This window comes from Agrobacterium sp. 10T429, assembly GCF_056393925.1.
Genome location: NZ_JBFTGV010000003.1, coordinates 314147 through 340363, shown reverse-complemented (window position 1 = coordinate 340363; position 26217 = coordinate 314147). Strand labels below are relative to the sequence as shown.

22 protein-coding genes are annotated in these 26217 nt (G+C 60.2%); 12 read left to right on the top strand and 10 right to left on the bottom strand.

Going from position 1 to position 26217, the window contains the following annotated elements; genetic code table 11:
- Positions 1-75: 75 nt before the first annotated feature.
- Together AC1DCP_RS10860 and AC1DCP_RS10855 are read right to left on the bottom strand one after the other, a co-directional pair.
- Positions 76-705, bottom strand: coding sequence for an SGNH/GDSL hydrolase family protein (locus AC1DCP_RS10860; protein WP_065687813.1), 630 nt, complete (start codon positions 703-705; stop codon positions 76-78).
- A 4-nt stretch (positions 706-709) separates the two neighbouring features.
- Positions 710-1858 carry a mandelate racemase family protein gene (locus tag AC1DCP_RS10855; RefSeq protein ID WP_065687812.1) on the bottom strand — a complete coding sequence of 383 codons (1149 nt, stop codon included), beginning with the start codon at positions 1856-1858 and terminating at the stop codon, positions 710-712.
- Between the two features lie 385 nt (positions 1859-2243).
- On the opposite strand from AC1DCP_RS10855, the gene AC1DCP_RS10850 reads away from it, so the two are divergent.
- Positions 2244-3272 carry an LLM class flavin-dependent oxidoreductase gene (locus AC1DCP_RS10850; protein WP_065688006.1) on the top strand — a complete coding sequence of 343 codons (1029 nt, stop codon included), beginning with the start codon at positions 2244-2246 and terminating at the stop codon, positions 3270-3272.
- A 61-nt stretch (positions 3273-3333) separates the two neighbouring features.
- Here AC1DCP_RS10850 and AC1DCP_RS10845 read toward each other — a convergent pair whose 3' ends face one another.
- Positions 3334-4641, bottom strand: coding sequence for an NtaA/DmoA family FMN-dependent monooxygenase (locus AC1DCP_RS10845; RefSeq protein ID WP_476774262.1), 1308 nt, complete (start codon positions 4639-4641; stop codon positions 3334-3336).
- A gap of 359 nt (positions 4642-5000) precedes the next feature.
- Between AC1DCP_RS10845 and AC1DCP_RS10840 the strand changes: the two genes are divergently transcribed.
- The 8 genes from AC1DCP_RS10840 (at position 5001) to AC1DCP_RS10805 (ending at position 14717) form a co-directional block, all read left to right on the top strand.
- On the top strand, positions 5001-6056 hold the full coding sequence (locus AC1DCP_RS10840; protein WP_065687810.1) for an ABC transporter substrate-binding protein: 1056 nt from the start codon (positions 5001-5003) through the stop codon (positions 6054-6056).
- A gap of 7 nt (positions 6057-6063) precedes the next feature.
- Positions 6064-6960, top strand: coding sequence for an NmrA family NAD(P)-binding protein (locus AC1DCP_RS10835; RefSeq protein WP_065687809.1), 897 nt, complete (start codon positions 6064-6066; stop codon positions 6958-6960).
- Positions 6951-8120 carry an LLM class flavin-dependent oxidoreductase gene (locus tag AC1DCP_RS10830; RefSeq protein ID WP_065687808.1) on the top strand — a complete coding sequence of 390 codons (1170 nt, stop codon included), beginning with the start codon at positions 6951-6953 and terminating at the stop codon, positions 8118-8120. Before AC1DCP_RS10835 ends, AC1DCP_RS10830 begins: the two co-directional genes overlap by 10 nt.
- Positions 8121-8213: 93 nt before the next feature.
- The gene (locus tag AC1DCP_RS10825; protein ID WP_019564768.1) at positions 8214-9413 is read left to right on the top strand and encodes a M20 aminoacylase family protein; all 1200 of its coding nucleotides are present in this window, start codon (positions 8214-8216) and stop codon (positions 9411-9413) included.
- A gap of 34 nt (positions 9414-9447) precedes the next feature.
- Complete coding sequence (locus tag AC1DCP_RS10820; protein ID WP_065687807.1) at positions 9448-11037, top strand: ABC transporter substrate-binding protein; 1590 nt, start codon at positions 9448-9450, stop codon at positions 11035-11037.
- 296 nt (positions 11038-11333) lie between these two features.
- Positions 11334-11672, top strand: coding sequence for a DUF3088 domain-containing protein (locus AC1DCP_RS10815; protein WP_026330699.1), 339 nt, complete (start codon positions 11334-11336; stop codon positions 11670-11672).
- Positions 11673-11713: 41 nt separating this feature from the next.
- Entirely contained in the window at positions 11714-13309 is a 1596-nt protein-coding gene (locus tag AC1DCP_RS10810; RefSeq protein ID WP_476774261.1) for an ABC transporter substrate-binding protein, read from the top strand.
- A 55-nt stretch (positions 13310-13364) separates the two neighbouring features.
- On the top strand, positions 13365-14717 hold the full coding sequence (locus AC1DCP_RS10805; protein WP_113291585.1) for an LLM class flavin-dependent oxidoreductase: 1353 nt from the start codon (positions 13365-13367) through the stop codon (positions 14715-14717).
- Between the two features lie 16 nt (positions 14718-14733).
- On the opposite strand, the gene AC1DCP_RS10800 is transcribed toward AC1DCP_RS10805, so the two are convergent.
- The 7 genes from AC1DCP_RS10800 to AC1DCP_RS10770 all read right to left on the bottom strand — a co-directional run bounded on the left by AC1DCP_RS10800 (position 14734) and on the right by AC1DCP_RS10770 (position 21997).
- Positions 14734-15705 carry a LysR substrate-binding domain-containing protein gene (locus AC1DCP_RS10800; protein WP_065687804.1) on the bottom strand — a complete coding sequence of 324 codons (972 nt, stop codon included), beginning with the start codon at positions 15703-15705 and terminating at the stop codon, positions 14734-14736.
- 19 nt (positions 15706-15724) lie between these two features.
- A complete protein-coding gene (locus AC1DCP_RS10795; RefSeq protein WP_065687803.1) occupies positions 15725-16963 on the bottom strand; it encodes an acyl-CoA dehydrogenase family protein in 1239 nt (412 codons plus the stop codon).
- Positions 16964-17033: 70 nt separating this feature from the next.
- Positions 17034-18089 carry an aldo/keto reductase gene (locus AC1DCP_RS10790; RefSeq protein WP_003511118.1) on the bottom strand — a complete coding sequence of 352 codons (1056 nt, stop codon included), beginning with the start codon at positions 18087-18089 and terminating at the stop codon, positions 17034-17036.
- 18 nt (positions 18090-18107) lie between these two features.
- Positions 18108-19043 carry an ABC transporter ATP-binding protein gene (locus AC1DCP_RS10785; RefSeq protein ID WP_065687802.1) on the bottom strand — a complete coding sequence of 312 codons (936 nt, stop codon included), beginning with the start codon at positions 19041-19043 and terminating at the stop codon, positions 18108-18110.
- Positions 19021-20019 carry an ABC transporter ATP-binding protein gene (locus tag AC1DCP_RS10780; RefSeq protein ID WP_003511115.1) on the bottom strand — a complete coding sequence of 333 codons (999 nt, stop codon included), beginning with the start codon at positions 20017-20019 and terminating at the stop codon, positions 19021-19023. The genes AC1DCP_RS10785 and AC1DCP_RS10780 overlap by 23 nt, the downstream gene beginning before the upstream one ends.
- Positions 20016-21011 carry an ABC transporter permease gene (locus AC1DCP_RS10775; protein ID WP_003511114.1) on the bottom strand — a complete coding sequence of 332 codons (996 nt, stop codon included), beginning with the start codon at positions 21009-21011 and terminating at the stop codon, positions 20016-20018. Before AC1DCP_RS10775 ends, AC1DCP_RS10780 begins: the two co-directional genes overlap by 4 nt.
- On the bottom strand, positions 21008-21997 hold the full coding sequence (locus tag AC1DCP_RS10770) for an ABC transporter permease (RefSeq protein ID WP_065687801.1): 990 nt from the start codon (positions 21995-21997) through the stop codon (positions 21008-21010). Before AC1DCP_RS10770 ends, AC1DCP_RS10775 begins: the two co-directional genes overlap by 4 nt.
- A 269-nt stretch (positions 21998-22266) precedes the next feature.
- Between AC1DCP_RS10770 and AC1DCP_RS10765 the strand changes: the two genes are divergently transcribed.
- The 3 genes from AC1DCP_RS10765 to AC1DCP_RS10755 all read left to right on the top strand — a co-directional run bounded on the left by AC1DCP_RS10765 (position 22267) and on the right by AC1DCP_RS10755 (position 26190).
- On the top strand, positions 22267-23874 hold the full coding sequence (locus AC1DCP_RS10765; protein WP_065687800.1) for an ABC transporter substrate-binding protein: 1608 nt from the start codon (positions 22267-22269) through the stop codon (positions 23872-23874).
- 112 nt (positions 23875-23986) lie between these two features.
- On the top strand, positions 23987-25018 hold the full coding sequence (locus AC1DCP_RS10760; RefSeq protein ID WP_476774260.1) for an ABC transporter substrate-binding protein: 1032 nt from the start codon (positions 23987-23989) through the stop codon (positions 25016-25018).
- Entirely contained in the window at positions 25015-26190 is a 1176-nt protein-coding gene (locus tag AC1DCP_RS10755) for an acyl-CoA dehydrogenase family protein (RefSeq protein ID WP_065687799.1), read from the top strand. The genes AC1DCP_RS10760 and AC1DCP_RS10755 overlap by 4 nt, the downstream gene beginning before the upstream one ends.
- The last annotated feature ends 27 nt before the right edge of the window (positions 26191-26217 follow it).

Here is a 26217-nt window from a genome sequence, read left to right as displayed (position 1 = left end):
TCCTCCCATACGGCCGGTTCATACGGCCTTCCACGTTTCGATCCGCGCGCCTGTTCCTCCACAGGCTTCGTGTGATCAGCCAAGAATGTCTCTGACCGGAGCGGCGAGCGCCCGGCCGATTGCGGCCGTTGCCGGCGCTTCCAGATGCACGCCATCCACTGGCGAGGCGCTGGCGACCGATCCGGCATCAAAGAAGTGATGCCCAAGTTCGGCGGCGAGTTTGTGATAGAGCGGCGCAAGCCGTAGTGATTGTCCGATATCGCGGCCGCCCGCCGGTTCTCCAGCGGGGCCTGCGACGCAGGGCGGTGGCGCGACGATAAGAAGCTTAGGCACTGCATCTCGCGGCTTGTAGATGAAGGTCTCGACGATTTGCGCCAGCCGCCGCATGCCCGAAACGGCGGCTTCCGCGCGACCGCCATGCACCGGCTTGATGTCGTTGGTGCCCAGCATGACGATGACGAGATCAAGCGGCATGTGGCACGAAAGCGCGACTTCAAGAGCTCGCGCGCCATTGCGGCAGGCCGGGCCGGCATGGTCGTCATAACAGGTGGTGCGCCCGCCAAGTCCTTCGGCATGAACCTTCGCCATTCCGGAAAGCTCGGCCTCCAGCACCTCCGGCCAGCGATGCTCAGGCCGGTGGCGGAGACCCGTTGCCGGGTCTGCGCCCCAGGTGAGGCTGTCTCCAAAGGCGAGCACGGTTTTCATAGCCTTATCTCACCCGGTTGTTGTCGATGAAATCGAAATCGATATCCTCGCCAAGGCCCGGCCGGTCGGGAACGTGAACGAACCCATCGCGGTCCATCGGGTCGGACAAAGACTTCAGATAGTCGTGGCCGTCATCATATTCGAGGAAGGGATGCAGGAGGCCACGCTCGTACCAGCGGCAATTCTTGGTGGCGGCGACCACATGCAGGTTCATGGCCGTATTGCCATGCACCTCGCATTCCATACCGAAGGCTTCGGCCAGGTGCATGGTCTTGAGCGCCGGCGTGATGCCGCCGACATCGTTGACGCCGGTGCGAAGAATATCGCAGGCGCCGGCCTTGATCCATTCTGCGCGGTGCCAGTGCTTGCCAGCTGCACTTTCCGGGCCGACGACGGGAATATCGAGATTGTCGGCGAGCCACTTGTAGGAGGAGAGCGACTGCTCATCCATCGGCTCTTCGATCCAGTCGAAGCCGAGCTTTTCAAGGCCACGTCCCAATGCCAGCGCATCGATGCGGGAATACCAGTGAAAGGCGTCGATCATCAGGCGGATATCGGGCCCGACCGCTTCGCGCACGGCCGCGCAGGCCTTGAGGTCCATCTTCACATCCGGCGCCCAGCTGACGGGCGGCATCCAGGTGTGAAGCTTGATGCCCTTGTAACCGCGCTTCACCAGCGTTTCGGCAAACCGGCCATAGTCTTCAGGCGTTGCTAGGCCGCCTTCCAGCTCGTCCCCGCACATGATCGAGCCATAGGCGAGCACCTTGTCGCGATAACCGCCGATCAACTTGTATACAGGTTGTCCGAGGCTGCGGCCGGCAAGGTCCCAGAGCGCGCAGTCCACCACCGCCAGCGTGCGGTCAGTCAGCTGCGCCGCCGAGCCGCGTTGCCAGTGAGCAAGGTCCTGCCAAAGGCGTTCCCGGTCGCGATGATCCTCGCCGATCAGCACCTTCTTGACGAATTTTTCGATGACATGCGGGCGAACGATTTCCGGCGCTGTGAAGGAATGGCCTTCTTGCCCGTCTTCCGTGCGGATGGTCAGCATGGCCTGTTCCACCTGATGCGCCGGACCCGGATGTGCGTGACCGGCACTGTCCGAGTGCCGACGGGTCGTCGTGCGGAAAACACGGACCTCGACGTCGGTGATGATCATAATTCCTCCCTCATGCAGGTATCGCAGCGTTCGTGGTGGCTGCAATGTCATACATGTATGCATTATTTGTCAACATGTATGATAATCTGTATTACATGTTGTGGAGGAAAATCAAGGGCATTCGCGCGGCGCTCGATACGTCGGCGTATTTAAAAGGATGGAGAGGGGACAAAGCGACCGCTCCTTGAGGATTAATCTATAATTTTAGTAGACTACTGAATCGCGCAACGATCTTTCAAAAATCGCCGGGACTATAAAAGACCATGCCGCGCCAGCGATGCCGGTCATCGTGCATTCTGCTTGGGTATGCGCGGTACAGGATGATGGCCGCACCTGCGCTGTCTGAGCTTCATCATGCCTCAACAAACATTCCCGGATGCACACCATGCCTATTTCCCATATCTCGCATTTTGCTTTTCTGGTTCCCGGCAACTATCACGATGATGATCCTGCGCAGGGGCTGGAGGAAACTCTGCAGCTTTTCGAAGCCGGCGAGGCGCTGGGTTATGATAGCGCCTGGGTCCGCCAGCGTCATCTGGAACGCGGTGTGTCCTCGGCCGCCACCTTTCTCGCGGCGGCGTCGCAGCGCACCAAGCGGATTGGCCTCGGCACCGCCGTCATTCAACTGGGTTATGAAAACCCTTTCAGGCTGGCGGAAGATCTCGCCACCGTGGATGTGCTGTCACACGGACGGTTGAATGTCGGCGTCTCTGTCGGCGCGCCGCCCTTCGCCCATCTGATTTCGGATTATGTCGATACGGCGCCCGATGCGGATTACAGCCATGCCCGCGCCGAGAAGCTCACCAGGGCCTTGAGATCAGAACCGCTGTCCAGCGAAACGGAGGCGGGCAATGCAGCGGGCGCGCAGGTGCCGCGCCTTCGGCCCTTCGCCAAGGGGTTGACCGACCGGCTGTGGTATGGCGGCGGATCGCAGAATTCCGCTCGCTGGGCGGGGAAGGCGGGATTCAATCTGCTGACCGGCAATATCGTCAGCGGTGAAAATACCGATGATTTTCTGACGGCGCAGGCGGCCCTCGTTGCCCGGTTCCGGCAGGAATGGGCGCATGAGCGCCAGCCGCGCGTCGCCCTTGGCCGCGTGATTTTACCGACGGACAGTGCCAGCCCGGCGACACGCCGCCGTTATGCGGAGTTTGCGGCCGAGCGCGACAAGCGCACGCATACGCCGCATGGTGCGCGCCGCACGCTTTTTCTGCCTGATATTGTCGGGACGACGGATGAAATTCTGGAGAAGCTGTCGCGCGACCCCGTTCTGCCGTTTGTCTCGGAATTCCGCCTCGAACTTCCCTATGAATTCCAGCCGGAAGATTATCGCCAGATCGTGACGGATTTCGCCTCTGTGCTGCCGCAGCTTTCCGGCGAAAGGCCGGTTTTGAAAGTGGCAACAGCTCAATAGTGCGTTCACAACGTCGCCATTCCTTCGCCGAGCGTGGGAATGGCGAACGAGGCGAACAGCGTCAGTCCGGTTGAGGCAGGTCGTATCTCTCGCGTATGGTCGTGCCTTCGTATTCGCGCGGATAAACGCCGCGGTCTTGCAGCACCGGCACGACTTGTTCGACGAATTCGGCGATATCGTCAGGGGCACGGGGCGGCTGCAATGTGTAGCCGTCAACCGTTCCGTCCTGCCAGAGATCGATGATGCCGTCCGCCACCTCTTCTGCTGTGCCGAGCAGCAGCCGGTGATGCCCCTCCGAGCGCCGCACGGCCTCGCGGGCGGTGAGCTTTTCATGGGTCAGCAGTTCGGAAAGGCCAAGCCCCATGCCGACAGCCCATTGTCGGTTCTGGTCGGGAATGAAGCGCTCGCCATCCAGTTTCGCATCGGGATCGAAATCGCGGGGATCGATACCGTTTTCCTTGGCGAAGCGTGCCAGAAGACCGTCTTCCGAGCCGGTTCCGCTGTAGAGTTCGTGTTTGCGCAGCGCTTCCTCGCGCGTCTCGCCGAGAATGACGACGAGGCCGGGAACGATGCGGATGCGGGAGGGATCGCGGCCGAAAGACACTGCGCGGTCACGGACCTTTTTGCCAAAGGCCTGGCCGGCGGGACGGGACAATATGTTGCAATAGATGATCTCGCCATGACGTGCCGCCAGATCGATGCCGCCCTCGGAAGCGCCCGCCTGGGCGATGACGGGGTGCCCCTGCGGTCCACGAGGGACGTTGAGCGGGCCTTTGACATGAAAATATTGCCCCTCGTGATCGATGGTCTCGGCCGTCGCCGCATCCCAGAAGCGGTCTTCCGGTATCTCGCCTTCGCGGCGCGGATCCCAGCTCGACCAGAGCTTTTTCGCGACATCGAGAAATTCCGTGGCCTTGGCATATCGCTCATTGCGCGGCGGCAGCGGGTCGTTGCCGAAATTGGCGGCGACGTTCGGATTGAAGGAGGAGACGATGTTGACGATCAACCGACCGCCCGTGACGATATCGATGGATTGCGTTCGTCTCGCAAAATTATAGGGCGAGTTATAGGTGGAGGACACCGTCGCCACGAATCCGATGTCCGGCACCTGTGCGGCAAGCGATGTGGAAAGGATGAGCGGATCGATGGTGTGAAACGGCCGGCTTGTCGGGTCGGTCAGCAATGCCGGGTGATCCGAAAGGAAAACGGCGTCGAACCGGCCTTTGTGAGCCAGTTCCGTCAGTCGCCGGTAATAGCCGATATCGTTGATATCGTGCCGGTCTCCGCTCCTGTATTTCCAGGCATTGGCGAGGTATCCGGCGGTATTGATGCCGACATTGAGATTGAGCCGGCGTTTGTTCGTGCTCATGCTGCCACTTTTTCTTTCAGGTCTGTTGGATTGCCGGCTTGCGGTTCCGACACAATTGCGGGGAAGCGTAACAGCCGGGGTTCCGGTCGCGAGTTAAAAATCCTTGCTGTCAGGAGAAGAAAAACTTCCCAGCCATGGCCGACGCTCCCAAGGAAAGGCTCACATCGCGTGCCGCTCTTCGCCGAAGTATCGCTTGCGAATGACGCCGTTTCCGAAAGGATATTTTACCGGAAGTACGAAGCCATGATGATATGGAAACGAATTTCCTCAATGGCCTCTCAAATAGTACACTTTATCTATAGAAAATATTTTATGGCGTGTAGCGTGTCGTAGAGATCGCAATTGAGAGGACGAACGCCATGGCTGATGCGGCCCTTCGCCAGATAACCCACCCTGAAACCGTCTGGTACACGCGCTGCCCGGCGCCAACGCCGCTTTCCATCGCGGCGCAGCTTGGCTGGATCGAGGAGAGTTTCGCCGGCCACGGCATTACTGTTTCTTCCATTCGCGATGCGGCGGATCCGGCCATTCGCCAAAGCCATTTCGATCACCGTCTGGACTGGTCATTCCGTCAGGGCGGTAATATTCCGCCTATCTGGGCAAAATCCGGCGGACGCCAGACGCGTCTTGTCGGTTTGACTAGGACCGACGAGTTTCAGGCGGTCATAGCGCTGCCAGCCAGTGGTATAACAAAGGGCGGCGAACTGAAGGGCCGGCGCATCGGGCTGCCGAAACGACCGAACGAAACCATCGACTTCCAGCGCGCCACATCGCTCAAGGGCATCGTGTCGGCACTGACCGTTTCCGGCCTTTCCGTGGCGGAGGTCGAGCTGGTCGATCTCACCGCAACCGAGCCGGTGCTGCTCGGACCGGCTGACGACAGGTTCCATGGCCTGCGCCGACGGCTGCCCTATGGGGAGGAGATCGCGGCATTGCATCGCGGAAAGATCGATGCGTTTTTTGTCAAAGGAGCGGAGGGCGTCACCGTCGCCAATCTCATTGGCGCGCACGTCGTCGTGTCGACCGGGTTTCACCCCGATCCGAAAATCCGCATCAATAACGGCACGCCACGTCCTTTGACTGTAGATGCCACCTTTGCCGATGAAAGGCCCGATCTCGTCGCCGACCTCGTGGCCACGGTACAGCGGGTTGCCGGCTGGGCGAACGCCAATCCGGCGGAAGCGGTGCGTTTCATCGCCCGCGAGATCGGTGTCAGCGAGGAAGCGGTTATCGCCGCCAACGGGGCGGATGTGTACCGTAACCTGAGGCTCGATCTCGATCCGGCGGAGCTGGATGCGCTCAGCCACTTCAAGGATTTCCTGCTGGAATGGAAATTCATCCCTGACGATTTCGATGTGAACGACTGGGCCGATCCGCGCGCGCTTTCTTTACTGCAACAGGCTGCGGCGAAGTGAGGGCGTCATGACAGCAACCATTCTTGTAACGGGTGCAACCGGCAAGCTCGGCCAACGCGTCGTCAGCCGCCTTTTGCAGAAAGAGGCGAAGGTTAGGGTGCTGACCCGCCGGGGTGAGGACGCGCTCAAGCTTTGGGGCGACAGGGTGGATATTTCGGAGGGGAATTTCTCCGATCCGGCCAGCCTGAAAGAGGCCTCACGCGCAACAGACACGGTGTTCCTGCTTTCCCCAATCGGTGAAACGCTGGCGGCGGACCAGAAAGCGGTCATCGATGCCGCTCTCTCCGCCAGCGTATCGCGGATCGTGAAAATATCCGGTTCCGACTGGACCATCGCCAATGCCGCACGCTCCATCTCGGGTGCCGCCCATGCCGAGGTCGAAAAACATCTAGCCGGGAGCGGCATTGCGCATACGGTGCTGCGGCCGAATGCCTGGATGCAGGTGGCGCTGGAACCCGTCGTCGCAGCACTACGCCAGGGGGAGGATGTGCCCGCCCGTTTCGGCGATGCGGCAGTTTCCTTCATTGATGCCGACGATATAGCCGATGTGGCGGTTCACGCCTTGACTGCGAGCACGTCTGTTTCCGGCACCTTGGTGCTAACCGGCGGTGAAGCCTTGACGGCACTGGAAATCGCCCGCATCGCGGCCCGTATCCTGCATCGCCCCGTGGGGATATCGCATCATTCCGCTTCGGTTTTTCCACCGCATATCGGAGCTTTCGAACAGAAGGCGATTGGTGAATTCGGCCAACTTATCCGCGAGGGCCTCGCGGCCCCCGTCAACGACAACATCGAACGGATTACCGGTCGTCAGCCCCGCAGCGTGGAGGCCTATTTGCGCGCCCGGCTGGCAGCGACCACCCCGCAGGGTAATCATTCCGAGGGAGAAAAGACATGGCGCTGACTGTTTCACTGCCTGAAGGTCCCGAACTGAAAAGCCCCACTGATTTCGAAGACAGCCCGCTCAGCCGCGCGGTGAAGCAGCCACTGATGCTGGGGCTGTTCCTCAATCTGCAGGACATCAACTTCTCCAGCCTGCCAACCAGCAATAGCTGGACCTTCGACTACAATGCGGAACTGGTGAAGCGCGCGGAGGAGCTTGGTTTCGAAATCGCCTTCAGCCGCACGCAATGGCTGCCCAAGGGCGGTTATGACGGCGAATCCTCGCTCGACAGTTTCATTGCGCTGGGCGCCATGGCGGCGGTCACCAAGAGCATTCTTCTGATCTCCACCATTCATGTGCTTTACGGTCCCCTGCATCCGCTTCATCTCGCCAAATATGGCGCAACGCTGGATCATATCGCCAGGGGACGATGGGGCATCAACATCGTCACCGGCCATCGCGCCATAGAGCATGAAATGTTCGGCTGGCAGCGGATCGACCATGACAAGCGCTACGACATGGCGGACGAGTTGTTCGATGTGCTGCATCGCCTGTGGGGAGAAACCGAAAACTTCTCCTACGAGGGCAAGCTTAACCCCTGGGCCATCAACAACGGCTGGATAACGCCGAAGCCCGCCTTTGGCCGCCCGCCGCTGGTGACGGCGACCGGCTCGCCGGCCGGTATCGATTTCGCCGCCCGCCATTCCGATCTGGTTTTCGTTACCTCGCCCGGCGGCGCGCATATCGACAGCGCGCTGGAAACGCTTCCCGATCATATCGCCACCATCAAGAACCGCGCCAAGGCCTATGGCCGTCAGGTGAAGACGCTCATCAATCCGATCATCGTCAGCCGCGATACGGAGAGGCAAGCGATCGCCTATGCCGACGCCATCGAGGCGGGAAAACCGCAGCCCGGCACCCGTGCCTTTGCGACCAACAATTACGACAGCGACGCCCATGCCTGGCGGGGTCGCGGCGATGCGCGCCACAAGCAGGGGCGCAATCTCGGCGGCAATATCGAAATCATCGGCTCGCCGGAGCAGGTGGTCGAGCAGCTTGTCGGCTTGAAAAAGGCTGGCATCGATGGCGTGCAGCTGAATTTCTACGATTTCCGCGAAGATCTCGAATATTTCGCTGAGCGCATTCTGCCCTTGATGAAGGAGGCTGGCCTGAGGCTCTGACGCCTCTCCGGCCTCAGATTTCCAGTTCTGAAGCTTAGCACTTCGCAATCACAGAGATTGCGAGAACGATCTTTTTTGCCCTGAGGAGATACCGTGAATATTGCCGTCGATCCCGTCAAAACGCCCGCGCCGAAAGTCATAGACCGGATCGGGACCTATGTTCCCGAACTCGTCTCCATCCGCCACGATCTGCACCAGCATCCTGAAATCGGTTTCGAAGAGGTGCGCACCTCCGGCATCGTCGCCGAGAAGCTCACCTCCTGGGGCATCGAGGTGCATCGCGGTTATGGCAAGACCGGCGTGGTCGGCGTGCTGCGTGGCCGTCATGCTGGCAACCGTTCAATCGGGTTGAGGGCGGATATGGATGCCCTGCCGATGCCGGAAGAAACAGGGCTGCCTTATGCATCGGTCTATCCCGGTAAGTTCCACGGCTGCGGGCATGATGTGCACACCACCATATTGCTTGGCACCGCCCGTTATCTGGCGGAAACCCGTGATTTCGCCGGCACGGTGATTTTCATTTTTCAGCCCGCCGAAGAAGGACTGGGTGGCGCGCGCGCCATGATCGCCGATGGGTTGTTCAAGGATTTCCCCGTTGATGAAATTTACGGGCTGCACAATTCCTCCCATGCAGCACCCAACCATCTGAAGGTTTCGCCCGGCACCATTCTGGCAGGCGCCGATTTCTTCGATATCCGGCTGAAGGGCAGGGGCGCGCATGCGGCTCACCCGGATGTCTCGCGTGATCCGGTGCCGGCGACGGGTGAACTCATCCAGGCCTTGCAGACCATCGTCAGCCGCAATGTGCCGCCGACCGATCCGGCCGTCTTGTCGATCACCCGCATCGAGGCGGGATCTGCCTATAACGTCATCCCCGAAACGGCCTCGATTGCAGGCACGGTGCGGGCCTTCTCCGACAGCGTGCGCGAGACCATAAGGGGCCGAATCCGCACGATTTCCGATCACATTGCCGCCGCTTATGGGCTCACCGCCGAGGTGGATATTCGCGACATATTCTCGGTTCTGACCAATGACGACGCGTCGGTGGAGATTGTGGCCGGGGTGGCGCGCGAAGTTCTCGGAGACGAGCGCGTTTCCACCGAGCCCAGCCGCTTCATGGGCAGCGAGGATTTCGCCGACCTCCTGAAACATGCGCCCGGTGCGTTTTTCACCCTCGGTCATTCCGGCACCGTGCCGGCCCATAATCCCGGTTTCATTGTCGACGATGCCATCCTGCCGGTCGGCGCCACCTTGTTTGCCCGGCTGGTCGAAACCCGGCTGAAGCCTGCCTGAAAATTTGAAAACAAGCCTGCAAGAGGAAACATCCATGGATATTACAAGACGTAAGACATTGCTTTTGAGTGCTGCGCTAGGTGCGGCCATGCTGCTGCCATCCGCGCCGGTGCTGGCGGCGGAGACGCCGAAAAAGGGCGGCATTGTTACCCTTGCGGGCCTCGGTGAGCCGACGACGCTTGTGCCGCTTTCCGATTCCAATACGCGCACGCGCGCGATTTCCACCAAAATCCTGGAAGGATTGGTGCGCTTCGACAGCGAGTTCAAGCCGCATCCGGTTCTCGCAGAAAGCTGGGAAACCTCCGCCGACGGGCTGCGCTACACCTTCAAGCTGCGCAAGGGCGTCAAATGGCATGATGGCAAGGATTTCACTGCACAGGATGTGAAATTTTCCCTGCTTGCCTTCAAGAAGGTGGGCCCACGCGGCCGTATCACTTTCGCCAATGTTGCCGATATCGAAACGCCCGATCCGCTGACGGCGGTGGTGGTGCTTTCCAAACCTGCGCCTTATCTTCTGCGGGCGCTGACCGGTGGCGAAACGCCCATTTTGCCGGCCCATGCCTATGCTTCGGAAAACTACAATGAAAGCCCGAATGGCAACGCGCCCGTTGGTACTGGCCCCTTTGTGTTTGAGGAATGGAAACGCGGCAGCTATGTGAAGCTCAGGAAAAACCCGAACTACTGGCAGGCCGATCTTCCCTATCTAGATGGCTTCGTGGCGAGGTTCGTCGCTGACGCGGCCTCCACCACCATCTCGGTGGAAACGGGCGAGGCGGATTATACCGCCGATGTCTCCTACAGCGATCTGGAGCGTTTGCGGCAGAATCCCAAGCTTTCGGTGGAGGTCTATACCGACTCCTATCTCAATAACGCCGCCATATTCGAGTTCAATCTGGAGAACCCGATCCTCGCGAAAAAGGAGGTGCGGCACGCGCTGGCACATGCCATCGACCGCAATTTCATCAACGACGCGATCTTTTTCGGCACGGCGAAACCCGCCGGTTCGAACATTCCAGCGGTATTCACCGCCTATAATGACGAGAAGCCCTTTACCTATCCCTTCGATCTGGCCAAAGCGAATGAGCTGCTGGACAAGGCGGGGTATCCGAGGGGTGCGGATGGCACGCGTTTTTCGCTGCGGCTGGCCTTCCTGCCCTCCGACGTTTTCCGCAAAACCTCCGAATATCTACGCTCGTCCTTCGGCAAGCTCGGCGTGAAGGTGGATATCGTCGAAGGCGATCTCGCGACCTTCATCAAGCGCGTCTATACGGAGCGCGGTTTTGACCTGACGGTGAACGGCATCAGCCGGTTGTTTGATCCGACAGCGGGCGTGCAGCGGCTCTACTGGTCCGATGGCATCAAGAAACCCGCGCCATACGTCAATGCCGCCCACTACAACAATCCCAGGGTGGATGATCTTTTCCGCGCCGCTGCGATTGAAGTGGATGAAACGAAACGGGCGGGGCAGTTCCACGATATCCAGAAAATCACCGGTGACGAATTGCCGAATTTCTCTATCGTCGCCCTGCCGACCGTCATTCTGCGCAACACCAGCCTGCAGTCTCTCGTCACCACCATCGACATTGCCTATGGCGATCTGTCGACGGCCTGGAAGAACGAGTGAGCGTTTTGCATATGGCAATAAAAAACCCGGCAATTTTGCCGGGTTTTTTATTGCTGAAAACGGCCCTCCGGCCTTTTTTCACTATCGCGGGATAACGGCGTTTTCGGGAAAAACGTTGCCTTTGGAACAGGCCGGCAGGAACGGTGATGCCAATTATCGGAACTCTAAAAAAATCAATTTCTTCAATAATTTAGGGCGAAGGAATTCTTCGTTTTGCGGGAAGAATAGCTTTCTGGACCTCTGATTTCTCTGCCTGCACTGTGTCCATGAAATCTCACCCGCACACGATGGATGCCATGGCCAAGGATACGCTTTTTTTGATCGCCCCCGGTTTTGAAGACCCCAAGCACCCCGGTGTCCGGTTCGTCTGCCCGCATTGTAACCAGATCGAAGGCCTGCTTGCCGCCTTTCCGGACCTTGCCGCCGGGATCGATATCCACCGGGTCGGTTTTCAGCGTCCGCGCGAAGCGGTCATCGCCGTCGTGGGTGAGGAAAACCAGTCGTTGCCGCTGTTCGTCTTTACCGGCGATGCACCAGCCGATGCGACGACCAAAGGCGACACGCACTTCATTCAGGACACGAAACGCATTTTGCAAATCCTCGCCGAGCGTCACGGGTTCCCGCAACTGCACTGAGATGCCGCACCCCGCACATCGGATTTTTATCGGAGATAGACATGACCTTTTCCAGACGCCAGTTTCATAAAATTGCACTCGCCGCTGGCGCTTTCGTGGCGCTTCCCGGCGGTTCTTTCGCTGCTGCTGAAGAGCCCGTTTCGGGCGGTACGCTCAAGATCGTCTATTTTCCCGAGCCGACGCAGCTCGTGGCAATCAATACCAGCGCGGGCGGTCCGCAGTTCATTGGCTCGAAGATTTATGACGGGCTTTTGACGTACGATTACGAACTTTCGCCTAAGCCGAGCCTTGCCAAAGAATGGAGCGTTTCCGCCGACGGGCTGGAATATGTCTTTCATCTGCAGCCGAATGCGAAGTTCCATGACGGCAAGCCGGTGACATCGGCGGATGTGGAGTTCTCGATCCTGCGGCTGAAGGAAGCCCATCCGCGCGGCCGGGCGACTTTCTCGCATGTTGAAAGCGTCGATACTTCCGATCCGCTGGTCGCGAAGGTGAAGCTTTCCAAGCCGGCGCCGGGATTGATAACCGCGCTCGCCTCGTCGGAATCGCCTGTTGTGCCAAAGCACATCTTCGAGACCTTCAAGCCGACTGACAATCCAAAACCCGCCCAGATCATCGGCAGCGGCCCCTTCGTCCTGAAGGAATGGGTGCCGGGCAGCCATATTCTTCTGGAAAAGAATGCCGACTACTGGGACGCGTCAGGTCCTTATCTCGACCGCGTCATCATTCGCCTCATCAATGATGCGGGCGCTCGCGCGGCGGCGCTGGAAACCGGAGAGGGCGACATTGGCTCGAACCCGGTGGCGCTTGCCGATCTGGAACGGCTGAAATCCATCCCGACGCTGAAGGTGGATGACCGCATCTACGCCTATGCCGGCCAGCAGAACCAGCTCGTCATCAACCTTGAGAACGAATATCTCAAGGAATTGAAGGTGAGGCAGGCCATTGCCCACGCGATCGACGTTCCGGCGCTGATCGATACCGTGCTTTACGGTTACGCCGTGCCATCGCCCACGCCGATCAGCCCCGGCCTTGCGAAGTTCCACAATCCGGATATCGGTTTTGCGAAATTCGACGTCGCGCTGGCGGAAAAGCTGCTGGATGAGGCGGGCTTTCCGCGCAAGGATGGCGGCAAGCGCTTCAAGCTCAGGGTCACCACCAACCCGTTCAACCCGCAGACCTATTCGGATTTCATAGCGCAGGCGCTCTCCAAGATCGGCATCGAGGCGGATATCCAGAAATTCGATTTCGGCACCTATGTGAAGGTCGTTTATACCGATCGCGCCTGGGACCTTTCAGTCGAATCCCTCTCCAATACCTTCGATCCGACGGCTGGCGTGCAGCGTGTCTACTGGAGCAAGAACTTCAAGATCGGCCTGCCATTCTCAAATGCCAGCCACTACGCCAATCCGGAAGTGGACCGGCTGCTGGAAGCGGCCGCGGTGGAGCCGGATATCGAAAAGCGCGCAGCCTTCTTCAAGGAGTTTCAGGCCGTCGTCGCCAAGGATCTTCCCGTCATCAATCTCGTTTCGCCAATCCAGCCGGTCGTCGGCAGCGTCCGCATCAAGGATTACGCGACAGGGGCGGAGGGGCTCAGCGGCAATCTCGCCAAAGCCTGGGTGACGAAGGAGGCGTAAGCGCATCCTCACCTCTCGTTTAAAGCCGCGTCAAAGTTGAAAAGGGTTCATCGCCATGAGCAGAAAATCCGAGAAGCTGGTCCTCAATGCGTTCATCTATCCGGGTGGGCACCATGAAGCAGCCTGGCGCCACCCCGAGTCGGAGCCACTGCGCGTCACGGATATAAGGCTCTACCAGGATATCGCCCTCAAGGCCGAGGCGGCAAAGCTGGATGCCATTTTCTTTGCCGATGCGCCGGTGCTGGACGCCAATATCCGCTATGCCGCCCGGCACCGGCTGGAACCGATCACCATGCTGGCGGCCTTGGCGGCCGTCACCGAAAAGATCGGCTTCATTGCGACGGCCTCCACTACCTATTACGAGCCCTACAATCTCGCGCGGCTGTTCGCCTCGGTCGATCATATCAGCGGCGGCCGGGTGGGCTGGAACATCGTGACGACCTCGGCCGATGCGGCTGCCGGAAACTTCAATCTCCAGCAGCATCCGCCGCATGCCGACCGTTACCGGCAGGCGACTGAGTTCGTCGATGTGGTGACGAAGCTCTGGGACAGCTGGGAAGACGATGCCATCGTCGCCGACAAGGAGAGCGGTCTTTTCGCCGATACCGACCGCATCCATCCCGCCAGTCACGAGGGCGAGTTCTACCGGGTGCGGGGCGCGCTCAACCTGCCACGCTCGCCGCAGGGCAGGCCGGTCTATGTGCAGGCCGGCTCTTCGGAGGACGGCCGTGGCTTTGCTGCCCGGTATGCCGAGGCAATCTTTACCGCGCATCAAACTCTGGAGAGTGCGCGGTCTTTTTATTCCGACATAAAGAGGCGCGTGGCGGCCACGGGGCGCAATCCCGCCCATGTGAAAATCCTGCCGGGGATCAGCCCCTTCATCGCCTCCACCGAAGAGGAGGCGCGAAAGCTCGAGGCGAGTTTCAACGATCTCATCCAGCCGGCCTTTTCGCTTGGGCAGTTGCAGCGCATTACAGGCATTGATCTCTCATCGGCCGATCTCGATCAGCCGTTGCCGAAGGAGGCGGTGGAAGCGACGCGCGCGCAGGCGGACAGCAGCCGGCATCAATTGGTTCTCGATGTCATCGACCGGGAAAATCCGACGATCCGGCAATTGCTGCACCGGCTTGCCGGCGGGCGCGGGCACAAGGTGATTTCGGGAACGCCGGAACAGGTGGCAGACTGGATAGAGACCTGGTTCCGTGAAGGTGCTGCCGACGGCTTCAACATCATGCCGCCATGGCTGAATGGCGGGTTCGATATTTTCGTCGACGAGGTCGTGCCGATCCTCAAACAGCGCGGGCTGTTCCGCGAGGATTACGAGGGCGACACGCTGCGTGATCATTACGGCCTGCCCCGGCCGGAAAACATCCATACGACCAGGGAGTTGCAAAGGGAACGCGCCTGATGTGGGACGGGCGTGTTCAGGCGGCGGCTTCGAGAGAGCGTGTATCCTCGCGCAACAAGGCGAGTAGAGATGCGATTTCCGGCAGCCGCCGCCTGTCAGGACTGGTCAGAAGATGATACCGGCTGGCGGTCGGCTGAGGCACACCGAAAGGTGCGATCAGACGGCCGGTTCGAAGCTCTTCGGAAATGAGCGAGTGGCGCGCAAGGCCGATGCCGTGGCTGGACAAGAGTGCCTCTATCAGCGCGGTCTGACGCGAAAAGCGCGGTCCTGCTGCGGAAAGCCGAAGCGGAATGCGGCAGGCGCGCAGCCAGTTTGCCCATTCGAAGGCAGCATCGGTGCCGTTGCCGCGCAACATCGCAAAAGAGATATCCCGAAGCCGCTCGGGTTCACCACCAAGCTGGTAGCGGGTCGCAAAATCCGGAGTGCAGACGGCACTGACGGTGTCGGTAAAAAGCGGTTCGTGGATGAAACCGGGGATTTGTCCGTGGGTCGCTACGATCGCGCAATCGGCATCGAAATGGGTGAGGTCGATGGTATCGCCCTCGAGAGATTCAATCGAGATATCTACGTCTCCAAGGGCTGGAACGATGGTTCCCAACCGCGGCGCCAGCCATCGGGCCGCAAAACAGCCTTCCGCCAGAACCTTCATCTGCCGCCGGCCGCCGGAGGCCATGAGATCGGAAAGGCTGCCAATCATCGTCTCGAAAGCGTCCGCAAGGCCGGGGTAAAGCGTGCTGCCGGCCTCGGTCAGCACCAGTTCGCCGCGCTGGCGGCTGAAGAGTGTTTGCCCGAGATGGGTTTCGAGAATGCGCACCTGCTGGCCGATTGCGGCAGTCGAGACATGCAGTTCTTCCGCCGCCCGCGAGAAGCTGGCGTGACGCGCGGCCACGACAAATGCGCGCAGGGCCGTCAGCGGCGGCAGCCGGGAAAGCGTCGGCAACCGGAAAGCCGCTCTTGCGACCGAAGGAGGGATGAATTCCGTTCTCATGGCCGTTTTCCCTTCATGGCTAGAATACACGGCCTTCCCTAAGGTGCGTCGTGGTGCCGTTGAGATAGTAGTCGCCGATGACACGCGCCTTGTGGGCAAGCGGATTGTGGTTGTAGACCGTGCGGATGTTGCGCCAGTGGCGGTCGAAATTCCGCTCGCTGGACGTCGCCGATCCGCCGCCCAGTTCGTAAAGGTTGGTGGCGACCGTCAGCGAAAGCTGCGATGCGATGATCTGGGTACGGGCGGTGGCGAGAGAACCTTCCAGCAAAGCCGCTTCTATCGCCTCTTCGTCGCCGCTGGAAAAGGCGGCGGCGGTCCTGTCGAGCGTTCTTGCCGCCTCGCGGATCAGCGTCTTGACGGCGAAGGCACCGGCGCTGATCTCTCCGAGCATCTTCTGCACAAAGGGGTCCTGATTGGCGGTTTCGGCGCTGCTGTGGAGCGTGGTGCGCGCCTGGCGCAGAACATAGTCGATGCCATCGTTGAGTGCACCCTGAACGGCACCGGCGGCAGAGGCAGCGAGATGCAACTGTCGCATGGCCGAGCTGTGGCGCCCGATCTGGCTGCCGAGCTTGCGGGTCGTCAGTTCATGCGGGAGAACCTCGACATTTTCAAGCAAAACGCCGCCGCTTGCCGTCATGCGCTGGCCCATGCTGTCCCAGTCGTCGAGAATGGTGATCCCGGGCCGATCAAGCGGAATGAGGACGCCGATCGGCTGTTCGTCGTCGCCGACAGCGCTAAAGGTGCCGAAATCTGCGAAGGCGGTGCCGGTCGCATACCATTTGCGGCCGTTCAGACGATAACGGTCGCCATCGGCGCTGAGGCGCGTGGTGATTTCGCCGGGGCGTTTGGTGCCCTGTTCCGTGCTGGCGCCCGCAAAGAGCTTGCCGGTGAGGACATTTTCCAGGTGCCGCCGATCCTCGAGCTCGATCGGTGTGAGAGCGAGGTTTTCGGTGAAATTGAAATGGCTGCGGAGTGCGTGCGGAATATTGCTGTCGGCTTCCCCGAGGATCATCAGCACTTCTATATAGTCCGCAATCGAGCCTCCCGGCCCACCCTTGGCCTCGGGGATGCGCAGCGTGCCGATCCTGGCTTCTTTGATCAGGCCGAAGATTTCGAAGGGAAGTTCCCGCTGACGCTCACGGCGAGCGGCATCCTTGGCGGCAACAGCCGCAATGTCCCTGGTGCGGGCCAGAATGTCGTCTCGGCTCGGCACGCCGGAATTATCGGTGGTTGCGGTCTGTATTTTAGGATTGGACATTGCGGATTTTCCCTGAGCGGATGTGATGACCTGCGGCACGGTCGCGCCGCAGGCATTTTCTTCTGGACGATCAGGCGACCGCGCGCGGCTTGACGACCGGGCGGGGAGCCGGTTCGATATTGCGCGGCACGCGGCCTTCGACGGGATGGCTCGGATCGTTGAAGCCGGGTGTCGAGGGATGGCCTGTCGTCACAAGGCTGTCGACCAGCGCCTCGTCTTCCGCATCGATCTTCACATCGAGGGCGCGGACGTAACCGTCCCAATGGTCTTCAGTACGCGGGCCGGTGATCGCGGCGGTGACGAACTTGTTGTTCAGCACCCAGGCGAGCGCAAAATCCGCTGCCGAAACACCCTTTGATGCGGCGTGCGCCGCAACCTTCTGGGCGATTTCGACCGACTCGGGGCGCCATTCGGTTTCCAGAACCCGCTTGTCGCCACGGCCGACACGGGTATCTGCGCCCGGCTGCTCACCCGGCTGATATTTCCCGGTCAGCACGCCACGTGCCAGCGGCGAATAGGAAACGACGCCCAGCCCGTAATTATGTGCCGCGGGCAGCTGCTCGGCTTCGGCTGTGCGGTTGACGATGTTGTAGAGCGGCTGGCTGGCGATAGGCCGGTCGATGCCGAGCTGATCGGCCAGATGCGAAATTTCGGCGATGCGCCAGCCCCGGAAGTTGGAAACGCCGAAATAGCGCAGCTTGCCCGCACGGATGAGATCGGCAATGGCGCGTACCGGCTCTTCCAGCGGCGCGTCGAAGACGGCGCGGTGGAAATAGAGGATATCGATGTAGTCGGTGTTGAGACGGCGAAGCGAATTCTCGACGGTCTCGATCACCCATTTGCGCGAATGGCCGCCAAGGTTCGGACCCTTGGTGTGGGAATTGACGAATTTCGTTGCCAGAACCCAGTGATCGCGACTGGCCTTGATACCGCGACCAACGACTTCTTCCGACTTGCCGTCGTGATAGACATCGGCAGTGTCGATGAAGTTGATGCCCTGCTCGCGTGCCTTGTCGATGATGCGGAAGGCCACGTCATCCGGCGTCGGGCCTCCGAACATCATCGTGCCGAGGCTCAGCGGTGAAACTTTCAGCGCGCTGCGTCCGAGATAGCGATAGTCGACCATTATGGTTGCTCCTTCAGTTTATTGGGCATGGTGGCAAGCCACGGCGTGGTTCTTGCCGAAAAGGGTGTAATCCGGCGCTTTTTCGCGACAGAGATCGGTGGCGAGCGGGCAGCGGGTGTGAAACCGGCAGCCGGATGGCGGGTTGTGGGGGCTCGGCAGGTCGCCGGAAATGGGCGCTGCCTGCTTGCGGCGCGCGGGATCGGGAACGGCTGCGAGAAGCGCACGGGTATAGGGGTGTTTCGGCGAGGCCCAAAGCTCCGCGGTCGGCGCGCTTTCCACGATCTTGCCGAGATACATGACCAGAACGCGATCGGAAAAATAGCGTACGACCGAAAGGTCGTGGGATACGAAGAGATAGGACAACGAAAGCCGTTTCTTCATCTCCACCAGAAGGTTGAGGATCTGCGCCTGGATGGAAAGATCGAGCGCCGAGACAGGCTCGTCGCAGACGACCAGTTCCGGCTCGAGAACGAGCGCCCGGGCAATGCCGATGCGCTGGCGCTGGCCGCCGGAAAACTCGTGCGGATAGCGGTCGAGTGCATCAGGCGGCAGACCCACCTGCGCGACGATCGCCTCGACGATCTCCCGCTGTTGCTCCCTGTCGCCAATGCCGTGCACCTTCAACGGCCCGGTAAGGATGGTTCGCACCGTCTGGCGTGGATTGAGCGACGCGAATGGGTCCTGAAAGATCATCTGGATGCGGCGGCGGATGCCGCGCAGCTGCGACGACGACATCGCCGTGACATCGGCGCCCTTGAAGGTGATCCTGCCGGAAGTGGGCTCCACCAGCCGCATCAGCGACTTGCCGAGCGAGGATTTGCCGCAGCCTGATTCACCCACCAGCGCCACGGTCTCGCCCGCCTCGATGTCGAGCGACACATCGTCGACGGCGCGGACTGTTCCGCGTCCTCCCGAATAGTGGGTGGAAAGACTATGCACTGACAAGAGCGTCATCGGATACCTCTTGGGATGTGGGGGATACGAAGGGGCAGGCGGCGTAGCGGCCTTCCGAGACGAGCCTCAGCGGCGGTACGAACTGCCCGCAGAAACCGCGGGCGCTCGGACAGCGTGGCCGGAAGGCGCAGCCGCGCTCGCCCGTAGCGGAAACGATTGAACCCGGAATTTCGATGAGTGGCCCGTCGCGATAATGCTGGCCGTCTTCAGCGCGCGGAGAGGCAGCCAGCAGGCCGCGCGTATAGGGGTGGTAAGGATTGGAGAAAACCGGTTCAGGCAATCCTTCTTCCACCTTGCGGCCGGCATACATGACCATGACCCGATCGGCCCATTGCGCCACAATGCCAAGATCGTGGGTGATGAGGATGACGGCCATGTTGAGATCGCGGCGCAGATTGTCGAGCAGCTGCAGGATCTGCGCCTGTATCGTCACGTCGAGCGCGGTCGTCGCCTCGTCGGCGATCAGCAGTTTGGGATTGCAGGCAACGCCGATGGCGATCATGACGCGCTGGCGCATGCCGCCGGAAAGCTGGTGCGGATAATCGTCCACGCGGCGCTGAGCGTCGGGAATATTGACGAGGTCCAGAAGCTCGATGGCGCGTTTGCGCGCCTGGTGCCTGTCGATCCTTTCATGGATGCGCAGCACCTCGACGATCTGTTCGCCCACCGTCAGGACGGGGTTCAGCGATGTCATCGGTTCCTGAAAGATCATGCCGATATCGCGGCCGCGAATGCCGCGCCATTGCCGCTCGGAAAGCGGCAGGAGATCGCGGCCTTCGAGCAGAACACGCCCGCCGGTTTTTGCATGCGACGGCAACAGGCCGATCAGGCCGAGCGCAGTCAGCGATTTTCCCGAGCCGCTTTCGCCGACGATTGCCAGCATTTCGCCGGACTCCACATCGAAGCTGACGCCCTTGACCGGTTGGGCTGAGCCGAAGCTGACGGAGAGATCGTGGACTTCGATAAGTTTGCTCATCGGCGTTCCTCCGAAAAACGGGGGTTTAGCGCATCGTTGAGACCGTCGCTGATGAGGTTCAGCGAAATGACGGTGAAGACGATGGCGAGGCCGGGAAGGGCGGTCAGATACCAGGCGGTGCGAATGACGTCGCGTCCCGACCCGATCATCGAACCCCAGGAAACACGGTTGGGGTCGCCAAGTCCCATGAAGGAAAGGGCTGCTTCCATGAGGATCGCACCCGCCACCATGACGGAGGAGGTGACGATGATCGGCGGCAGGGCGTTGGGCAGAATTTCCTGAAACACGATACGCGCATGGCCATAACCGAGGCTTCGTGCGGCAAGCACATAGTCCTTCTCGCGGATGGCGCGGAATTCGGCGCGGGTCAGGCGCGCAACAAGTGGCCAGGTAATGATGCCGATTGCCGAGGTTACCGTGGTGACCGAAGGCTGGGCGATGGCGACGAGCACCACCAGCAGCACGAAGTTCGGCAATGTCTGGAAGATTTCGATGATCTTCACGAGAATATCGTCGATGACGCCACCGAAATAACCGGCGAAAGCACCAATTGTTATGCCGATCGTCAGCCCGATCAGGGTGGCAACGACACCGACGGTGAGCGAGATGCGTGCGCCGTGCACAATGCCCGCCAGCACATCACGCCCCATGGAATCGGTGCCGAGCGGATAGGCTGGATTCTGGCCGGGCCAGAGGAAGGGGCGGGCCACCATTTCCAGCGGATCGCCCGGATAGATCAGCGGGGCCGTGACAGCGGCGATGAGGACGGTGGCAAGGAACAGCAGCCCAACGATAGCGTTGGGATTGGTCAGGAAAATCTTCAGTTCCCGCCGCAAGCCGCGCCGCGGCACGGAGACGGAGCGGGCTGAAAGCGCGTCCGGCGCATGGATATAGGGCCAGACTTTTTCTTCAGGTTTTTTAGGTTTGGGATTGCTCTCTTCGGCACTGAGTTCGGCCGCGTCGAGAACTGCTGATGTCTGGGAGGAATTCATCGGCTTTCTCCGATGCGGGGGTCGAGCCATGCCTGCAACAGGTCCACGGCGGCATTGACAATGATGACGACAAGGGAAGACAGAAGCAGAATGCCGAGCAGCACGCTGAAATCGCGGGCCATGACGGCCTCGAAAGCAAGACGGCCAAGGCCTGGCCAGCTGAAGACGGTCTCGACCACGACCGCACCGCCCAGCAGGCCGCCAATATGCATGCCGGCCATGGTGGTGATCGGGATGAGCGCGTTGCGCAGAATATGGCGTGTGGTGAGCCGGAAGGGTGAAACGCCTTTTGCCCGTGCCGTGCGCACATAGTCCTGGGATTTGACTTCCAGCATCGCCGCGCGCGTGAGGCGGGCATAAATCGCCAGAAAATAAAGCGCCAGCGAAAGGGCGGGGAGAACGATATAGCGCAGCCTGTCCAGAAGGGCGTCGAGGCCGGTGAGGCTGCTGCCGATGGTGCTGTCGCCGCCAGACGGAAGCCAGCCGAGCTTGACCGAGAAGGTGAGGATAAGCATCAGGCCGATCCAGAAGCCCGGCACGGAATAAAAGATTAGCGAGCCAATCGAAATGATCCGGTCCGGCAGCTTGCCGGAAAAGAGCGCCATGATGGAGCCGAGGAAAACGCCGACGAAAATCGCAATGCCAAGTGCTGCTCCCATCAGCGCCAGCGTGCCGGGCAATCGCTGGCCGATAAGATCGGCGACCGGCATGCCGTAGCGGGGTGAAAAGCCGAGGCTGAACTGGGCCAGATTGCCGAGATAGTTCATGAGCTGATGGACGACCGGCAGGTCGAGCCCGAAGCGTGAGCGAATTTCGGCCATGGTCTCGACGGTCGCCGAACCCGCTTCCGCGGCCAGCACGTCAGCCGCATCACCAGGCGCCAGCTGCAGCAGGAAGAAGTTCAGGATGACGATACCGAGAACCGTCGGGACGGCCTGAATGGCCACCCGCCTTGCCTGCGATAAAATCCGTTTCGAATTCGACATCGGCTCCAGTCCATTCGCTTGAAAACATGAAATCGGCCCGTAAAGGCGTTGGTATTAGTTGACTAATTTTATGGAATTTGTCAAAGAGTAATAGAATTATTTTCTGAAATTTACGGAAAAATGCGCCATAAAGAAAAGATAATTCCTATTTATGAGAATGGTTGGTGCTTCATGCCAATCTCACTCTCGTCTGCGGAACAAACTTCTTCCCAAGCGCGGCCGTTCAGTTTTGCCGGTTTTTCGCCGGTTCAATTAAGGAGAGGTATCGCATGACTGTTTTCAACCAGACGACGCGCCGCGGATTTCTGCTGGCGTCGGTGGCGCTTGGCGTGGTGTCGTTGCCGGGGCTGAAGCTCAACGCAGCAGAGCCGGCAAGCGGCGGAACGGCCACTTTGCTCATCTCATCGGAGCCGCCGGTTCTGACGACGATCGCGCACACGGCCTATAATTCCGTCTACATATCGCCCAAGGTCACGGAAGGGCTGCTGACCTATGATTTCGACCTCAATCCCAAGCCGCTGCTGGCCAAATCATGGGATGTCAGCGGCGATGGCCTGCGTTACACCTTCAATCTGAGACCCGGTGTAAAATGGCATGACGGCAAGCCTTTCACATCTGCCGATGTGGCGTTCTCCATCAACACCATCAAGGAAGTGCATCCGCGCGGGCGCAATACCTTCCTGAACCTCACCAGTGTCGAGACCCCGGATGATCTGACGGCCGTGCTGGTTCTTTCCAAGCCTGCGCCGTATCTGATAACAGCGCTTGCCGCTGCTGAAACGCCTATCGTGCCCAAGCATCTTTATGAAGGCACGAAAGTTACCGAAAATCCCATCAATCTCGCGCCTGTTGGCACCGGCCCGTTCAAGTTCAAGGAGTGGGTGCGGGGCAGCCATATCGTTTTTGAGCGCAATGCCGATTACTGGGATGCGCCGCGCCCCTATCTCGACAAGCTGATTGTTCGCTTCATTCCTGATGCTTCGGCCCGGGCGATTGCCATCGAAACCGGTGAAATCGATCTCGCTCCGAGCACCCCGGTCGCCTATAGCGATCTCGACCGTCTGAAGGAACTACCGAGCCTCGGCTTCGAGACCAATGGCTATCAATATACCAATTCGATCAGCCGCGTGGAGTTCAACCTCGAGAAGGACGTGTTCAAGGATGTCCGCGTCCGCCGCGCCTTCGCGCATGTCATTGACCGTAACGTCATTTTCAACACGGTCAATTATGGCTATGGTGCGACGATTACCGGACCGATCAATCCGAAGCTGACGAAATGGTTCGTGGACGATCTGAAGACCTATCCGATCGATCTGAAGGCGGCCGAAGCGCTGCTGGACGAGGCGGGATACAAGCGCGGTGCGGATGGCATCCGTTTCAAGCTCAATCTGGACTATGTGCCGAGCACCGAGGCCTATCCGCGTGGCGCGGACTATATTCGCCAGGCGCTGGCGAAGGTCGGTGTGGATGTGACGGTGCGGACGCAGGATTTCGCCACCTATACCAAGCGCATCTACACGGATCGCGATTTCGATTTTGCCTATGAGGGCATGAGCAATCTCTTCGACCCGACCGTCGGTGTGCAGCGGCTATACTGGTCGAAAAACTTCAAGAAGGGCGTGCCCTTCTCAAATGGCGCCGCCTACAGCAACCCCAAGGTGGATGCGCTGCTGGAAGCTGCCGCTGTCGAGATCGATCCGGACAAGCGCGTCGCGCAATGGAAGGAAATACAGCAGATCCTCGTCGATGACGTTCCTGCCATCGACATCGTTGCGGCACCTGAAATCACCATCTTCAACAAGCGCATTGCCGATCACACGATCGGTGCCGAAGGCGTCGCGGGCAGCCTGGCCTTCGCGCATATCGCGGCATCCTGATCGTCTCGCCAGCCCCTGCCCGCCGTTTGCGGCGGGTAGGGATATCTCCCTTTCGTCGACGGGCACCGCAGCATCGCTTTCTGGTGTCATCGTTTTCATCGAGGCCAAAGCCATGAGCACGACACTTTCTGAAATCTGGTACACACGTTGCCCGGTGCCCACGCCCGTGGGGCTTGCGGCGCAGCTCGGTTATCTCGCACAGACCTTCGAGGATGTCGGCATATCGCTGAAATCCATCATCGATTCACCGGATCGCTCCGTCCGGCAGAGCCACTTCAACCACACGCTGGAATGGTCCTTCCGCCACGGCGGCAATGTGCCCCCTATCCGCGCCCGCTCGGAAGGGCGCAATACGCGTCTTATCGGCATTACCTGGACCGATGAGTTCCAGGCGATCATCACCCTTCCGGAAACCGGTATCCGCTCGTTTGCCGATCTCGTCGGCCGCCGTTTCGGTGTGCCGCGCAGACCTGATGGGATTGTCGATTTCATGCGAGCGACAGCTTTGAAGGGCATCGTTTCGGCGCTTTCGCTGGAGGGGCTTAAGGTCGAGGATATCGAGCTGAAGGATATCGTGATCAAGGATTCCGTGCTGGCGACACAGGAGGGACCATCCCTTTTCGGCCTGAAGCGGCGACAATCCTTCGGTGAGGAGATCATCGCGCTGTTGCGGGGTGAGGTCGATGCGATTTTCGTCAAGGGTACTGCCGGTATCGCCGCCGCGAACCTGATCGGCGCCGTGCAGGTGGCGGAATTCGGTTTTCACCCCGACCCGAAGATACGTATCAACTCCGGCTCTCCCCGCGTGCTGACAGTCGACGGTCGGCTTGCCGATGAGCGCCCCGATCTAGTGGAGCGGCTGGTTGCCGCCATTGCCAAAGCCTCGCTCTGGGCGGAGCAGCATCCGGAAGAGACCCGCCGTTTTATCGCGCGCGAGGCGGGTGCGACCGAAGAGCAGGTTCTGGCCGCCAACGGCCCGGATGTCCACCGCCATCTAGGTCTTAGCCTCGATGCGGACCTCGTCGCCGCCGTCGGCCATTACAAGGATTTCCTGCATCAATGGGGTTTCCTTGAAAACGACTTCGATCTCGCTGCGTGGATCGATGACCGTTTCGTCACGACCAGTGAAAGGGCGGTGGCATGAGCGGCGCTTTATCCGCCGTTCCGAGCCCGGAGCAGCACTTGAATCCCGTCGCCATCGCAACCGCGCTCGCCGAAGATTTCAGCCTGACTGCGGCGGAGTATGACAAAAGCGGCGAATTCGCCGCCGGTAATTTCGAGGCGCTTTTCAAGTCTGGCCTGCTTGGTCTCGTGACGGCTGAAAAGGACGGTGGCTGGGGGGAGGGCATGGAAACCGCGCATGCCGTCATCGCCGCCATTGCCAAGGGTGATCCGTCAACCGCCCTCATCCTTGCCATGCATTACAGCGTTCATGCTGCCATCCGGCGCGGCAGGTGGCCGGCAGATCTCGCGGCAAAGGTGCTGGCCGCCAATAACAGGGAGCGGGCGCTTCTGAACAATGCACAGGCAGAGCCGGGGATCGGTTCCCCGGCCCATGGCGGCCTGCCGGAAACGACGGCGCGGATCGAGGGCGATTTCTGGGTGGTCAATGGCCGCAAGAGCTTCGTCACCGGCCTGCCGGGTCTGAAATGGGCGATTGTACTTGCCGTCACGACGGAAGAGGTGCCGCGCCTGATCCAGCTTCTGGTCCCGCTCGATGCGCCGGGCATCGGCCGGGAAAAGGCATGGGAAGCGACCGGAATGTATGCCACCGCCAGCGACGATCTCCTGCTTGAGAATGTGAGGGTGCCGCTCGCCGATATCGTTGCCGAACAGCCGGCGGACGAGCCGTTGCGGCGGGATGAGGCGGACGGTTACAATTTCTTCGTGCTGCTGGCCTCCGTCTATCACGGTGTCGCGCTTTCGGCGCGTGACGCCCTCTTGCGCCATCTGACAGGCCATGTTCCGGCAAGCCTCGGCGCGCCGCTGTCATCCATTCCCCGTATTCAGGAAGGTCTGGGCGAGATCGAGGTGCTTCTTGCGGCCAACAGGCGTCTGCTCCGCTCCGTCGCGCGTGATGTCGATGCGGGTGAGAGGGTAGGCACGGATGCGCTCGCCGTTCGTCATGTGGTGATCGACAATGCGGTGGCGGTGACGGATCTGGCGCTGGAGCTTGGCGGCAATCGCGGCCTTCGCCGGGACTATAATCTCGAGCGGCATCACCGCGACGCCATAACGGCAAGGGCGCATGCGCCGCAAAGCCACATGATCCGAACTATCCTCGGCCGTCAGAGCATCAAGGCTGTTGGCGGCTGACCGTAGAAGACATGGGCGGCTTTGTTT